Origin of the sequence: Microcoleus sp. B5-D4 (genome assembly GCF_036705145.1) — a bacterium.
Lineage (GTDB): Bacteria > Cyanobacteriota > Cyanobacteriia > Cyanobacteriales > Microcoleaceae > Microcoleus.
Genome location: NZ_JAUBTV010000128.1, coordinates 1 through 14,183, shown reverse-complemented (window position 1 = coordinate 14,183; position 14,183 = coordinate 1). Strand labels below are relative to the sequence as shown.

11 protein-coding genes are annotated in these 14,183 nt (G+C 43.7%); 4 read left to right on the top strand and 7 right to left on the bottom strand.

Translation table 11 applies throughout. From position 1 onward, the window contains the following. Positions 1-22 precede the first annotated feature (22 nt). Together QUB10_RS32100 and QUB10_RS32095 are read right to left on the bottom strand one after the other, a co-directional pair. A complete protein-coding gene (locus tag QUB10_RS32100) occupies positions 23-2,941 on the bottom strand; it encodes a serine/threonine-protein kinase PknK (protein WP_333207171.1) in 2,919 nt (972 codons plus the stop codon). 77 nt (positions 2,942-3,018) lie between these two features. After that, positions 3,019-4,977: a carotenoid oxygenase family protein gene (locus QUB10_RS32095; RefSeq protein ID WP_333207170.1), complete on the bottom strand. Its 1,959-nt coding sequence runs from the start codon at positions 4,975-4,977 to the stop codon at positions 3,019-3,021. A gap of 578 nt (positions 4,978-5,555) precedes the next feature. Between QUB10_RS32095 and surE the strand changes: the two genes are divergently transcribed. Continuing rightward, positions 5,556-6,233, top strand: coding sequence for a 5'/3'-nucleotidase SurE (gene surE / locus QUB10_RS32090; RefSeq protein ID WP_333207172.1), 678 nt, complete (start codon positions 5,556-5,558; stop codon positions 6,231-6,233). A 156-nt stretch (positions 6,234-6,389) separates the two neighbouring features. After that, a complete protein-coding gene (locus QUB10_RS32085; protein WP_333207169.1) occupies positions 6,390-7,451 on the top strand; it encodes a DNA methyltransferase in 1,062 nt (353 codons plus the stop codon). On the opposite strand, the gene QUB10_RS32080 is transcribed toward QUB10_RS32085, so the two are convergent. Further along, positions 7,441-8,358 (bottom strand): hypothetical protein, encoded by a 918-nt coding sequence (locus tag QUB10_RS32080; RefSeq protein ID WP_333207168.1) that lies wholly within the window; start codon positions 8,356-8,358, stop codon positions 7,441-7,443. The genes QUB10_RS32085 and QUB10_RS32080 overlap by 11 nt on opposite strands. Next, the gene (locus QUB10_RS32075) at positions 8,355-8,618 is read right to left on the bottom strand and encodes a helix-turn-helix transcriptional regulator (protein ID WP_333207167.1); all 264 of its coding nucleotides are present in this window, start codon (positions 8,616-8,618) and stop codon (positions 8,355-8,357) included. The genes QUB10_RS32080 and QUB10_RS32075 overlap by 4 nt, the downstream gene beginning before the upstream one ends. Before the next feature lie 1,108 nt (positions 8,619-9,726). Here QUB10_RS32075 and QUB10_RS32070 point away from each other — a divergent pair. After that, on the top strand, positions 9,727-10,599 hold the full coding sequence (locus tag QUB10_RS32070; RefSeq protein WP_333207166.1) for a pentapeptide repeat-containing protein: 873 nt from the start codon (positions 9,727-9,729) through the stop codon (positions 10,597-10,599). Between the two features lie 146 nt (positions 10,600-10,745). On the opposite strand, the gene QUB10_RS32065 is transcribed toward QUB10_RS32070, so the two are convergent. Further along, complete coding sequence (locus QUB10_RS32065; protein ID WP_333207165.1) at positions 10,746-11,960, bottom strand: FAD-dependent oxidoreductase; 1,215 nt, start codon at positions 11,958-11,960, stop codon at positions 10,746-10,748. 14 nt (positions 11,961-11,974) lie between these two features. Here QUB10_RS32065 and QUB10_RS32060 point away from each other — a divergent pair, with 14 nt between their 5' ends. Then, entirely contained in the window at positions 11,975-12,151 is a 177-nt protein-coding gene (locus QUB10_RS32060; RefSeq protein WP_333056292.1) for a hypothetical protein, read from the top strand. A gap of 50 nt (positions 12,152-12,201) precedes the next feature. On the opposite strand, the gene QUB10_RS32055 is transcribed toward QUB10_RS32060, so the two are convergent. Together QUB10_RS32055 and QUB10_RS32050 are read right to left on the bottom strand one after the other, a co-directional pair. Further along, entirely contained in the window at positions 12,202-12,381 is a 180-nt protein-coding gene (locus tag QUB10_RS32055; protein WP_333207164.1) for a hypothetical protein, read from the bottom strand. Between the two features lie 6 nt (positions 12,382-12,387). Beyond that, positions 12,388-13,920, bottom strand: coding sequence for an NAD(P)/FAD-dependent oxidoreductase (locus QUB10_RS32050; RefSeq protein WP_333207163.1), 1,533 nt, complete (start codon positions 13,918-13,920; stop codon positions 12,388-12,390). Positions 13,921-14,183: the final 263 nt, after the last annotated feature.

Below are 14,183 nucleotides of genomic sequence, written 5' to 3'. Positions count from 1 at the left end.
CTTTGTCTCGGATGATTCACTTTTACCCCCTCAATCCGCGTATGTGCCAGTTGGGGGTGCGGAATGTGGGTTGATAGGCAAAATCTATATCTGGTATGAGCCAAGACACGAGTATTCCGTAAATAGAATATGCAAAAGTACACTGTGGCGAATTCCCATACTGACGAGAAAGTTCGATCATAGTATATAGAATTGGTAGCGATAGCGGGCTTTCTGCGAAGCAAGCTGGTGGGAAAATCAGAACTAAAAACTGCATAGCCGCCAGCTTGTAGGGATCGGTCATTTCTGGCAGGTTAGCTAACTCCTCAATATTGAGTTCTTGCGGCGGTGATTGAGATATGGTCACTCCCAGCATTTCTAGAACTTGCAGTCCGGTATCTACCGCAGAATTGTTCAGGTTTTTAGCGAGGTTAAGCCTAATTTTCAGTTCGTATAAGTTGACTTGTTCGAGGATGGTTTTGGTTTTTTGGAGAGTGCGATCGCACAAGCTCCCCGCTCGTTCTAAATTGGCATTGAGATATTCGGCTTCCGCCGCTTCCAGATAAAAATCAAATGTCAAATCGTATCGACTTTCCCAGCTATCTTGACTCAGGAGTTCTATACCTACATTCAAATAATTAATAGCGGCTTCATATGCAGTAGCTGCCTTTGCTTTCTGTCCAGCAATCAGGTTTAATTGGGCTAACTCATCTTTTTCTGACTGATTAGTTAGCAAATCTGTGCCAAAATTCAGTTGGTTAACCAGAGCAAAAATATTATCTTTTCGCTCTTGCTCTGTTGTATTATTCAGCAACAGTTGACCAATTTTCAGGTGAGTGGCTTTTTTCTCTGACTCTGGAATCAAAGAATAAGCTGCTTGCTGCACTCGATCGTGCAAAAATTTGTAGTCAACTTTGATATCGCGTACAGATGCCAAATCTTCCTGGGCAAACACTAGAGGAATTTTGTAATTTTCAGACAGCGGCAGAATCAAACCCGCTTGCAGTGCTTCCCACAAATGAGCAGCCGTCGCTATGTTTGATTCTTCATTGACAATTGATAAAACTTCTAAGTTAAATTGGTTGCCGATACAAGCCGCTAATTTTAATGATTTCTGGGTTGTTTCTGGGAGTTTGCGAATATTTCTGGCAACCAGTTCAACGATATTGAAATCTGCGATACCAATCGCCTGTATTTGTTGAATATCCCACTCCCAGCGGTCTATATCTACTTGATAAACCAGCAGATTTTCCGAGTACAGGGTTTTGAGTAGCTGCGTTAAGAAAAACGGATTGCCTTGGGTCTTATTAAAAAGTAACTGTGAAAAAACTTTTATTTTGTCTGAATTTATGCTGGAATCGAGAGTGTCCGCGATTAATTGGTTGACGCTATCCAAAGCCAGCGCCTGAATGGTGATATTATTCACCACCGTTTCAGTTTCTTGAATTTTTTCTATTGTCTGAATTAAAGGATGAACGGGACTGACTTCGTTATCTCGATAAGCTCCAATCGTTAATAAATATTTGCTATCTGGGTCAGTGACTAAGAGTTGGATTAGCTTGAGAGATGCCGAATCTGCCCACTGTAAATCGTCTAGGAATATGACGAGCGGGTGTTCGGGTTGACAAAAAACGCGAATAAATTGTTGAAATACCCGATTAAATCTGTTTTGGGATTCCGATGAACCCAGTTGAGGAACTTCAGGCTGTTTACCGATAATTAGTTCGACTTCCGGGATAACATCAATAATAACTTGACTGTTATTATCTAGCGCTTTTAATAAGTTTGCTTTCCAAATAGCAATTTGTTCGGAACTTTCGGTTAATAGCTGACGAACTAATTCTTGAAATGCTTGGATTAACGCCGCATAGGGAATATTGCGCTTAAACTGGTCAAACTTACCCGCAATAAAATATCCCCTAGCTGCTACAATTGGTTTATGAACTTCATTGACGATTGAAGTTTTACCAATCCCGGAATAACCGGAAACTAACATCATCTCGGTGGCACCGAGGCTGACTCGTCCAAAGGCATCTAGAAGAATTTGGACTTCGGTTTCTCTACCATAAAGCTTCTGGGGAATAAGTAATTGGTTGCCGCGATCGCGTTGACCGATGGGAAAATTTTCAATCTTGCCAGTTGTCTGCAATTGCTGCAAACAAGTTTCCAGGTCAAATTTTAATCCCGCCGCACTTTGATATCGGTCTTCCGCATTTTTGGCTAACAGTTTCATCACAATATCTGAAACCGCTTGAGGAATTTCTGCTACCTCTTTAGGTGGGACGGGTTGTTTGGCAATATGACAGTAAACCAACTCCATCGGATCGGTGGTAGTAAATGGCAACTGGTTGGTCAGCATTTCATAGAAAGTCACTCCCAAAGAGTAGAAGTCGGTGCGGTAGTCAATTGCTCGATTCATCCTCCCCGTTTGTTCGGGTGACATATAAGCGAGAGTCCCTTCTAGCAAGTTGGGATTGCTAATGCTTTGGTTTTTTAATTCCAAGCGCGATGAAATACTAAAGTCAGTCAGTTTTACTTTTCCGGTCGCTGGATTGATAATGATATTTGAGGGCTTAATGTCTTTGTGAATTATCGGTACTTGATGGAGATAGATCAAAGTTTCGGAGAGAGCGATCGCTACCCTCAGCAACTCAGTTATTGACAGGTTATTGGCTGCCATAAAATGATAAAGGGATAGACCCCCAAAATCTTCTAATATTAGCGCTAAACTATTCTGATAATTTTCTAAGTTGTAAGTTTTGACAATTCCTTCACACTCTAAATTTTGAGTAATTATAAATTCTTGCCTTAAATTGGTGATTTGTTCAAGCGTAGGATATTCATATTTAATAATTTTCATGATAACTGGTTGTCTGTAACCATCTTTTTTAGCTCTATATACAACAGTCCTTACTCCATCGTAAATTTTTTCTATGATTTCGTATCCTGAAAGAACGAGCATTGTTTTCACCTTACCCTTTTCATTAACTATTCAAAATCACAGGCAGATTCATGGATAATCTGCCTGTTAGTAAATTTTTACTCACTTTCAAAGCGCGGGTACAACTCTTTAGCAAACAACTCCTGAATCTCTTTCTCGAATTCCGGCGGAGATTGGAAGTTCTTTGCTAATTCCTCGTAATCTTCCGGCAACGAGATTTTGTATTTAGCTGAACGAGGCCCTATTTGTTCTAACCAAGCTGTATGCAATGTGAATGTAAAGTCAAGGGATTCATGGCTGAGTTTGCATTTCGCCCCGCCAGACAAATTGTCAGCCTCGAAAATCCAAATTTCATTTCTTTGGGGAGTGAAAACGGTGCAAACTATATAACCGTCAGTTGAACTACCTTGATTACCGCGACGCGGCATAAACTGCGGTGAACTCACGATGTAGCCTGGATCAAACTGATAGCGATCGGCAATTTCCATCGACTGCGTTTCCAGTCGCAGCAAGCAAGCTGGTACGCCCTTTTTAGCCAGAGCCAGAACATCTGACTGCGGTACTTTCTGATACTTATAATCTCGGTATAAGTGGCACAAAAACTCGGTGGTTAAATCCTTCCACAGTCCGAAAGAAATCCAGTAAATATTATCTAGCTTTCTGGGAGTTTTACCTGATGGTAATCGGTCAAGGTAGGCGTATAATCCAAGCCCCCACGTACACTCGATATCCCAGATAACTTTTGGCTCGACTTGGTTTTTTCCGTCAATTACATAGCGTCCCAAACGGCTGATGTCCATCTCATTCAGTTCCATCCCAGGCAAGTTTTTAGGCACGGGATTGTGGGGTTGATAAGCGGAAAGATCGTATTTACGCAGCCATTCAGCAACGTCCCAAGCACAAATATGGGCTACGTGGAGCGTAATTTTATCATTAGGATTTTCATAGTCCACCAAAAAGTGAGCTGCTTCGAGGGGAATTACCACTTTCCGCGCGACAACGTTAACTTCTGGTTCGTTCAAGGCTGGACGCTGCCCCTTTTGCAGATCGTTGCGACTAACGATATAAATAATAGAATCGGGTGAAGGTGGACTTGCTAATAAGTTCCTTAAAATTATTTCTCGCTCCTTGTCGCCTGGAAAAGGATTGCCCAGCAACTGATCCAGTCCAGTGCTAAAGGCTGTGTCCATCAAAATTACATAATTTTCGGTTACTCCAATCTGATGGATAGTTTGCTTAATGCTGACTGGTGAACCATCAGCATTTACCAGCGTCCACCGCTCTAAGGGATTTACGCCATCCCAACGAATCAGATAGACGAAATCTTCTAAACCCTTAAATTTTCCCCAAAATTGACGAACTTCTGGAAAGCATTCGTCTATCTCTTTAATGAAAGGTATAGTCTCAAGAAAATTTTCTAACGATCTACCATAATTAACTGCGAACATCTCGCCCGTGTCGGTATCAAAGGCAGGATGGGCGGTACTAAAAATGGGTGGAAAAAGATAGGGCAGAGGAGCTTCAGGACGCCACTCTTTATTTGACCCAACTGGCGTCACCACCTTAAGGGTATTTGTATCAATCTCATAAGGACGACCCGCGTCATAAGTTACTAGCAAGCGCTCAGGTTCGTCTTGAGAGAATTTTACGGGCAGAAAAGCTGTATTTAACTCGTTGCGAGCGCCCAGAAGTAAGGAAAACCTTAAGATCCCATGATTGCGAAATCCCAACTTAGTGCCTTTAGTTGCTTCGTCAAAATGGTAATCTAGAGGCTTGGCAATCTGCGTTTTCAAAATTACTTGACCCTTTTGATTAAAATCAAGTCGGTAAATCATGCCGTCGCCATTCAAAAATGAGTCTCCGTCGGCAAAAGGAAGACCTCCTGATTCAACGGTTCCTACTGGCGCAACAATGAAGATATAACCCTGTACCTCTTCTGGTAGTTCCCCCTCAATCTCCAATGGGACATTACATAGTTCTTTCCGACTGGCGGTCATAATTGACTGAGGAACTGGGGGACAGCCTGCTTTGGTATTGCTTTTAGTGGGTTCGCTCATGTGGCTCTCCTGAGTTAAAATATAATAATGGTAACAGTGTAGATAAGTATTTGATTTATGAAGGGGAAATGAGGACTGTCACTTAGATACTATCTTTGATAAGGATTTCATATATATTCTCCCATCCCCTGCCTCAAAGCGCAATTGGAATCGACATTAACTTATTATCGGCTCTCTCATACTTATGGTGATAACGCAAGCTAATAATTTAGCACGATCGAGGGTTTCAACGTTCAGTCTCAGATAGTTAGTATCATCTGCTACTTTTAACACTAAGCATCGGGGAGAGCCGAGGAAAAAATTATGTGATTAGATGTTTGCATCGACAGTGATGTCATGAATGCTGCACTGGGGCAAGCGTAACAAGTCGCTTTAGCTGTCATCTCAAGGTGCGACTGGGCTAAAATGTGGCGCGCCACATTTCTGGGGCAATTGTTCAATTAATGCGATGATATAAATGTGTGGCAATGCTCATACTGACGATCGCCACCAACCAACAACCAATTTGGGCTAGAGCTACCAGAAGGTTGCCAGCCTCTGCGCTCTCAAATCGGTTCTATAAAACCGACACATTTTCAATGACAATAATTTTAACCAACGACGACGGCATCGATGCTCCCGGCATTCAAGCACTTTTGCAAGCAGTAAGCGGCAAGACAATTATGGTAGCTCCGCAGGGGCAATTGTCGGGCTGCGGGCATCAAGTGACTGCTCACAGTCCGATTCATGTCGATCGGCGATCGGAATTTGAGTATGCTGTAGGGGGAACACCGGCCGATTGCGTGCGTATTGCTCTTCATCACGTTTGTGCAAAGCCGGATTTGGTGCTTTCGGGTATTAACGCGGGTGGCAATTTGGGGGTTGACGTGTATATTTCGGGTACGGTGGCGGCTGTGCGCGAAGCAGCCATGCACGGTATTCCGGGAATCGCAATTTCCCACCGGATTAAAAGGCCGCTCGAAATTGACTGGGATGTCGCTACTCGGTGGACATCGCGGGTGTTGGCGGATTTGCTGAATCGGGAACCAAAGTCGGGGTGTTTCTGGAATGTGAATTTGCCGCATTTAGCGCCGGGAAGTGCGGAACCGGATATTGTGTTTTGCCAGCCTTCGACGCAGCCACTGCCAGTGGTTTACCGCATGGAGGGAGAATACTTTTATTATGCGGGAGAATATGGGTCGCGCGATCGGGCGGCGGGGACTGATGTTGATGTGTGTTTTGAGGGTAATATTGCGGTGACTGAGATATCCCTGTGATACATTTGATGGGATTTGATGGGATTGGGCGATCGAACTATTTTTTTTGTCAACAAAGCGGAAGTAGGTAGGTTAACTTTGGTATCACTTACCCTCAATATCCCAAAACAGGATAAAATATTTGTACTTAATTTTTACAGTCACGTAAGTCAATAAATGAGTCCTAACGCAAAAGCGAATTCTCCCAGCATCTTAAAACGCAAAGCGAGCAGCACTGTTGGTCGTGGCAAAGTAGCTAATCTCAATACCAATTTTAATTTTTCTACATGGAGTGACGAATACGTTACTTTATATCTCGGCGATAGTCTCCAGCACTACGACAATTGGGAGCAACCTACTGTCATAGTTTCAGATGGAGCTTACGGTATTCTTGGGTTTGAAGGAGATACCTCAGATCACATTGATTTACCTAATTGGTATAAACCTCATATCGAGGCCTGGTCAAAAGCAGCGATACCCTGTACAACACTCTGGTTTTGGAATTCAGAGATTGGTTGGGCTATTGTGCATCCACTTCTAGAAAAATATGGTTGGCGCTATGTCAATTCCAATATTTGGAACAAGGGAAAAGGTCATATCGCAGGGAATGTTAACACACAGAAAATTCGCAGGTTCCCCGTCGTTACAGAAGTCTGCGTTCAATACGTTAGAGAAGTAACAGTTAATGAACTTACCTTAAAGGCGTGGTTATTGCGAGAGTGGAAACGCTCTGGGTTGCCGTTACGACGGGCCAATAATGCTTGCGGGCTGGTGGATGCAGCAACCAGGAAATACTTCGATCAAGGGCATTTGTGGTATTTCCCTCCGACCGAGATGTTTGAAAGGCTAGTGAACTATGCAAATGAGTATGGTAGTCCTCAAGGAAAACCATACTTTTCGCTGGATGGCAATCAGCCTTTAACGGGACAAGAATGGAGCAAGATGCGATCGAAATTTAGATGCCCTCACGGTTTTACAAACGTTTGGGAGCGTCAAGCTTTACGGGGCGATGAGAGAGTTAAAGCTCTCTCTGGAAAAGCATTACATCTCAACCAAAAACCTCTGGATCTGATGAACCTTATTGTTGAGGCATCGAGCGATGAAAACGATGTTATATGGGAACCTTTTGGTGGACTTTTCAGTGCAGCTTTGTCAGCACGTAAACTAAAACGAAAAGCCTTTTCTTGCGAGATAGACCCCGACTATTTCTACTATGGTGTACAGAGATTTAATCAATAATTTCATCAATACTCTCTTCTCTAATCTGTAGATAATCTTGTAGGGATTTCTTGATGCTGCCTTCTAGGCGACTTGATAAAAGCTTATTCCACCGACCAACGGTCATAGCGGAAACTTCAGTATTGTAGACACGTCGCTTAAATTCCTCAATGCCTGGATGTACAATTCTGTCCATCTTTGCAAAATTTGTATCTAGTCTATATTCATAGCGTATCCGTAGCTCCCGCAGAAGGCGCTGATACTCTCTTGTTGGTTTGTAGACTTTTCCTTGAGTACCCCATGAATCAACTATTTTCTTAGCTTCTAAAAACTCCTCAGCAGAGCCTTGGAATTTATATCCACTGGTGTTTGTTTGTTGCAAATTTGCTGTTCTTTGAGTTGTATCTTCCGGCTCTAAAACAAGATAATCCGGCGGATTGTGATAGTGGGTATCTCTCGCTACAGCTACCGATAAACCAGAGACAACGCACACATCAAGAATGCGAGGCTTGCCATAGATGATTTTATCGGGTAGCCATGCCAGGATAGCAACGTAGGTCTGATCGAACCTAAAGTGATTCTGACTATCTTTGAAACGTGCTGTTATCTCTGTTGCTAGTGGGAACCACGCTTTAATTTCTAATCCTGGCGTTGGTTGAACTATGCCCAGGAAAATAGTATCTGGAAAGCCCGGATCTTGCCTATGCCACTTTCCAAATTCAGCGAACTCATTTTGTTGATTCAAGAATTCAACGGTGTTAAATTCGATTAAATTTCCGACTAAGGGCGAAAGCTTTGAGATAACTTTAGACAGGTTGACTGCTGCATCTACGGTAACAGGTTTAGATACATCTAAAACGTCGAAAGTGTTACCCGATAAGCGATCTAGATAGTGGGATGCAAGTCTGATTACATCTTGCGTATTCATATCTCCCTCTCACAAGATGCTTTAGATATTTTTTGGGAAATTTTCCTAATAATATCGCAAGGATCTACACCAATTACATGAGCAACTAACAGAAACTCAATTACATCTAACCGTCGTTCACCGTTTTCATATTTGGCTACGAAAGACTGGGGCTTTTTAAGAGATTTAGCAACAGACTCCTGAGTTAGTTGCGCTTCTTTACGAGCAGCAATCATACAGCAACGGAAGGTTTCATATTCATCGCTAAAAACAGATTTCATTATACTTTGGGTTTAGCACTGCATATACCCTAGATATAATAAACCTGTTTTCGGATAATCCCAAAATAGGATATTTAAATCTGTTAAAAATCGATAGTAATGACAATTCAACAAAATTAATCGCAATTCCGAGAGGGGCAGCTATCTCTACTTGCGGCCGTCCGTGCTACCATAATTTTTTTTGTCATCCTTCGGCTTAGCCACACCATCAGGTTGTTTCTTTGGCTTTTTGACTTCTTTATTGCTTTTTCTTTCTTTTGACATGATAATTCCTCAGTTTTGACTCAGCATAACATAGATTGACACATTTGCCTAACTGCCAGTTGAGGGGGTGAGCCTATAAAGATATTACTCGCTGTTAGTTTTGTACCATCTGCAGTATATTATCTGCTAGGTTTTGAACGAATACCCTCTACCGTTAGGTATATCGATAAATTCCTCAGAAGTACAATGTCTGAAATTACTTTTCACCCGATCGACTAAAGGAAATATTGAAAAGCACGATCGTCTAACTGCTGCGAGACAACCGAGAAAAATTCTCGCTTATTAAACTGTTGTTCCACATTGAATTTTAATGAAAAATGACAGTATATCAAATATGGAGCTATGGCCATGCCAGCCTTCGCGACACCTGACGCAAACACAACCAACAAATTTGCAGTCTCGGTTTAAAAAAGCTGTTAGCCACAGTGGACAATAAGAATATTGATTTTAACTATTGATTAACACTTCGGACAGGGTTTGATGGCTTACCTACTGAGAATAACGGTTTCACGGATCTCAGTACGATCGCCACGCTTGCCGAAGCACACTAGAGGCTAAGTAAATCAAGGGTTTCAGACTATGACATCAAAAAAGTCGGAACTCTGGAAAAAGCACAAAGTATAGCCTTTCTCAGTAACATGAGGTATACAGAAACCCTGTAGTGTCAAGCTTTCTAGGTCAAAATTCGTACCTCACCTTTTTGAGAAAGGCTATATATGTATATATATAAAGTTAATTGTTCAGCTTTCTTGAAAGTGCGATCGCGTCCGCTCCCTTTGAGATAAAATATTTATAAAGAGTGTTTATTTCTAGATAAATTTCCGCTATTAGGAATGTGACCCGTATGGAAGTAACCGAGCTGCTCAAAGAGTACGAAAATGGAAACAGAGACTTTGCTGACGCAAACCTCAGCGGAGCAAACCTCAGCGGAGCTATGTTGGTTGGCGTAAACCTTTCGAGGGCTAACCTGTCGGGAGCTAACCTGAGTCGGGCGCATCTCACCAAAGCAGAACTAAACGGCGCAAACCTTTACAGGGCAAATCTGAGTTTTGCCAAAATGGGCCAAGCTAGATTAGCGGACGCAGAGCTTACAAAAGCCAATCTCAGCGGAGCTTTCCTCGTCAAAGCAAAATTGCCCAGGGCAAAGTTGAGTGGCGCCCAACTCATCGGTAGCAACCTGCGGAGCGCCATCCTCTGGAACGCCAATTTGTGTACAGCCGACCTGCAATTCATCAACCTGCGGGGAGCCAACCTCACGGGAGCCAACCTCAACTGGGCAAACTGCGGAGGGGCAAAACTCAGCGGTGCAAAGCTTTTTGGCGCTCAACTAACAGGCATCTATCTCAGGAAAGCTTACATCAATGGCATCGACCTGAGCAGGACGGATCTCAATGGCGTTAACCTGAGCGAAGCCAAACTGAACGGGGTAAACCTGGAAGGCTCGAACTTGTTAGCTGCCAATCTCAGCGGAGCTCAGTTGCGGGGCGTCAAGTTGATGGGAGCAGATTTAACCAGGGCAAATCTGGTGGGAGTTTCTTTGGTGCAGGCAAACCTCGATTGGGCTAGGCTGTGCTATGCAGACTTGAGTGAAGCCGACTTGAGCGGGGCAACATTCACGGGAACCAACTTTGAGGGTACTCAGTTAGCCGGATCAACAATGCCTCCATCTGTGAGCCATGATGTCTACTTAACTGCAGCACGTGGTGTCGCAGCTTAGGCAAGGTCAAAAATTAATTTCGCATCCGAGTGGACGACTCTCGCATTGGTTTAACTTTTGATGCAAACATCATGACTTTTGTGAGAGTGTTGCACCGACAGGAAAGTTACTGATATTTGCGAGAGTTTGTAGCATCACAATTGAGCTCACCCGATTAATTTCGCGACTCGCAAAGCAGAGGTAATGGCTCCTTCGTGCAAACCATCCCCCAAATAAGCTCCCGCATGATAAGTGTTGTTTTCGCCATTAGTCTCGATAACTTCATCTCGATATCGAAAAGACTCGACAGTGTACAGCGGCGTGTGATGTTTCTGAATGTGAATAATGTGCTGTTGGGCGATCGACTCCTGCAGTTGAAAAGCTAAACTGTACTCTCGTGGGGAGGAGATACCGCAAAGCTGATTCAAGCTCGCATTATATCCCCATCCCTTGTCCGTCTCGAAAAAATCAAATTCTGATAACTTGCGGATACCATAGCGATCGTACATCGATGTATCCGAATGCAGTACAGTGGTGGCATAATTGGCTTTCCACGCCGAAAACCGCTTCCTTTCCGCCTCCGTTGGATCAGACAATAACCTCATAACTTGGTCTGGTGGCATCGCAAAAACCACCTTATCAAATTCCTGGATTTCCCCATCAGAAAGCACCATTTTTACAGCATCCGCACTTCTAAAAATATTGGCAATCTCCACATTTAGCCGTATATCGCCCTTAAACCGCTCCAAAATCTTTTCAATGTAAGAATACACCCCGCCTTTAATCCTCACCCAGTTGACCAAGCCATATTCGCGTAGAACAGGCATCGCTAATTCTGCCGGGAAATTGTCGAGCAATTCAAACGGTATCGAGTAGCTGTACATCGTCAGCAACTTCAGCCAATAATTGCGGACACACGAGCTTTTCAAAGACTCAGAAAGCGGCACATCGTAGAAATCGTGCTGTTTAGCAAACCGCATTTTTAAAATAAATCCCGCCGAACGAGCGTAGAGACTATCAAGCCACAAATACTCGATCAGGCGTTGGATTCCGGTGAAATTCTTTTGGATAGATACTGCCGACAAAAAGTGGGTGCCATCTTTAAAAAACAGCGCGGAACCAATCTGCACTGGTTCTAATTCAACGCCTAGTTCCTGCATAAAAGCCACGAAATTGTAAAACACCGTGGGAAATTCCAGCACCCCATTTTCTAATATTTCATTGCACTCCGATTGATTGGGTACAACATTTTTGTTCAGCGTCCGAATGTGTCCGCCTAAAATCGGCTGACTTTCCAACACAGTGACGTGATGCCCCTGTTTATCGAGCCAGTAGGCTGCTGCCATACCGCTCGCTCCGCCCCCAACAATTGCAATTCTCATAGTTCACTCCTAGATTGATAGAAGGAAGTTCGGCAACGAGCACTGTACAAGATGTAACGGATGTAAAGGATAGAAGGAAGTTCGGCAACGAGCAATGTACGGGATGTAACGGATGTCGGGAAGAAGGAAGTTCGGCAACGAGCAATGTACGGGATGTAACGGATGTAACGGATGTCGGGAAGAAGGAATAAGGAAGAAATTATCGTTTCCAGGTAGAACCTAGAAACGCATTTCAGTCTTGCTATGCCTCGTCATTTTTAAGAGGAGGCAGAGCCTCCAGAAATTCATTGCTTGGCAGAGCCAAGGAACGAGATAATGAGAGCAGAAATGAGAGATTTTTAAGATGAGGCAGAGCAAGAGTGAAATTCATTCCTTGGCTTTGCCAAGGAACAGGAGAAACAGGAAAATAACCTATTGCCAATTTTCCTTAGCCTAAAATCGCATCGCCGGATAAACGTTGATAAAGCAGCGCCCCCGTCCAAAATGTCGGTGCAAAGCCTGGATAGCCCGAAGAGGCGTTGCAGAAATAGAAATTGTTGAGGGATGTTTCATGATTTAGCCGATCGACTCCCATGTTGCGCGGCGTCAGGCTGGAACCGTAGGAATTACCGTTAGGACACCAGCAGAAGCGCTCGTTAGTCGTCGGACTTCCGGTAACATGAAAGACCATGTGTTTGCGGAAATTCGGAACATAGTGTTTTTCAACTACATCTAAAATCGAGTCCAGAATCTCTTGTTTCTTCTGTCTGTAAGCTTTGCGATCGCTCTCCCAAAGTTGTTTAAAATAACTGTAATTAGCAACAGTCAGAAATTCTACAATTTGACAATCTTCTGGACAATCCCGCCGCGCTTGGGTCAGTAAAGTTGGCGTTGTAATTGCAAAACTCGGACGAGAAAAATCATTTTGGTCATACATTTGAGCAAACGCTTCATTTAGATCCAAGTGTTCCGAATGAAACGTATTCCACTTGCCAAATCCATAGTCTCGGAGATCGATATCTTTGACAACGCAGTACACCATGTAGTTAGATGCAGAATACTCATAGTTGAGTTTGCGCCGCACTGTTTTAGAGAACAGTTCCTCTCCAATCATCTTCGCCGCTCTTTTCGGGTCTAGGTTGCAAATTACGGTGTCGCCCGTGAATTCATGGGTTTGATGGGTGGTCAAATCCATCGCTTCAACTCCCGTTACTGTTCTGTTTGTCACCCTAAAATTCGTGACTTCATGGTTTAGTAGAACTTTCCCCCCGTTGGATTCAATGACTTTAACTAAAGAATTGATGACATATTCAAAATGCTGCGTCGGGTAAAATGCACCTTCTTGATAGCCTCTAAACAAGGCAATCCAAGCATAGAAAGAAAGCTGGTTCGGAGGCAGCAAAAAGTCCGGCCATTGCAGGGCTAATAGGGTTTGGGCGGCTTGCGGGAGTTGGAACTTGTCGAAAACGTCCTGAAGCGTGCTGTTGAGGTGTTGGACAGCACAGAATACGTCCCCGAAATTTTTGAGCAATTCAATTGGTTTGACGGGAGGAGCGAGTTTTCTTAGTCCTTCGCCGGTTTTCTCGACTTCGTTGACGAATTGGCGAATTCTCTCGCCCGCTTCGGGAAACAGCGCCGACAATCTGCGGATCAGTTCCTCTGGTTCGGAGGGAATATCCAGCGCATACCCAGGCATTCTCATGTGGTCGTAGCCATTCGGATCGTACCGTTCAAAGGTGACATCTCGATCGAGACCGAGTTTTTTGAGAACTCGATTGACTGTATGTCCTTCGCCGCAGTCCCACACGTAGTGGAATTGGGCATTAAAGGTGTATTTTTTGGCCATCGTAAAGGTGTGACCAAAGCCTCCGGGATGCTCGTGAGCTTCGAGGATATGTACGGTTTTGCCGGAGTTTGCCATCAAAGCTCCGAAAACCAGTGCTGATAAACCACTGCCGACGATGAGGTAATCTGTTTTCATGGTAAATTTCCTCGATCGATTGAATGGGGCGATCGTTGTTTATTTAAACTAACGCTCAATTCTGAGGAAATTCTGAAGAGGGCTTACCACGCTATTTGTGGGGTACGCACTGCGTACCTTACGCCTTTTTGGGCGGGCAGGACGCCCAAAAAATACAACACCCCACAATAGTGTGAAGCATCTAAATTTAGGCTCGCGAATTAAATAACTTACAATTTTAATTGTTATTGTGGGTTGGGCGTCCCGCCCGTCCAAAAAGGACG

Bases quoted from the DNA above. Each gene is read 5' to 3' on its own strand.
- QUB10_RS32095 (WP_333207170.1), bottom strand. From the start codon at position 4,977: ATGAGCGAACCCACTAAAAGCAATACCAAAGCAGGCTGTCCCCCAGTT.
- surE (WP_333207172.1), top strand. From the start codon at position 5,556: ATGACAATAATTTTAACCAACGACGACGGCATCGATGCTCCCGGCATT.
- QUB10_RS32050 (WP_333207163.1), bottom strand. From the start codon at position 13,920: ATGAAAACAGATTACCTCATCGTCGGCAGTGGTTTATCAGCACTGGTT.
- QUB10_RS32075 (WP_333207167.1), bottom strand. From the start codon at position 8,618: ATGAAATCTGTTTTTAGCGATGAATATGAAACCTTCCGTTGCTGTATG.
- QUB10_RS32100 (WP_333207171.1), bottom strand. From the start codon at position 2,941: ATGCTCGTTCTTTCAGGATACGAAATCATAGAAAAAATTTACGATGGA.
- QUB10_RS32070 (WP_333207166.1), top strand. From the start codon at position 9,727: ATGGAAGTAACCGAGCTGCTCAAAGAGTACGAAAATGGAAACAGAGAC.
- QUB10_RS32085 (WP_333207169.1), top strand. From the start codon at position 6,390: ATGAGTCCTAACGCAAAAGCGAATTCTCCCAGCATCTTAAAACGCAAA.
- QUB10_RS32065 (WP_333207165.1), bottom strand. From the start codon at position 11,960: ATGAGAATTGCAATTGTTGGGGGCGGAGCGAGCGGTATGGCAGCAGCC.
- QUB10_RS32080 (WP_333207168.1), bottom strand. From the start codon at position 8,358: ATGAATACGCAAGATGTAATCAGACTTGCATCCCACTATCTAGATCGC.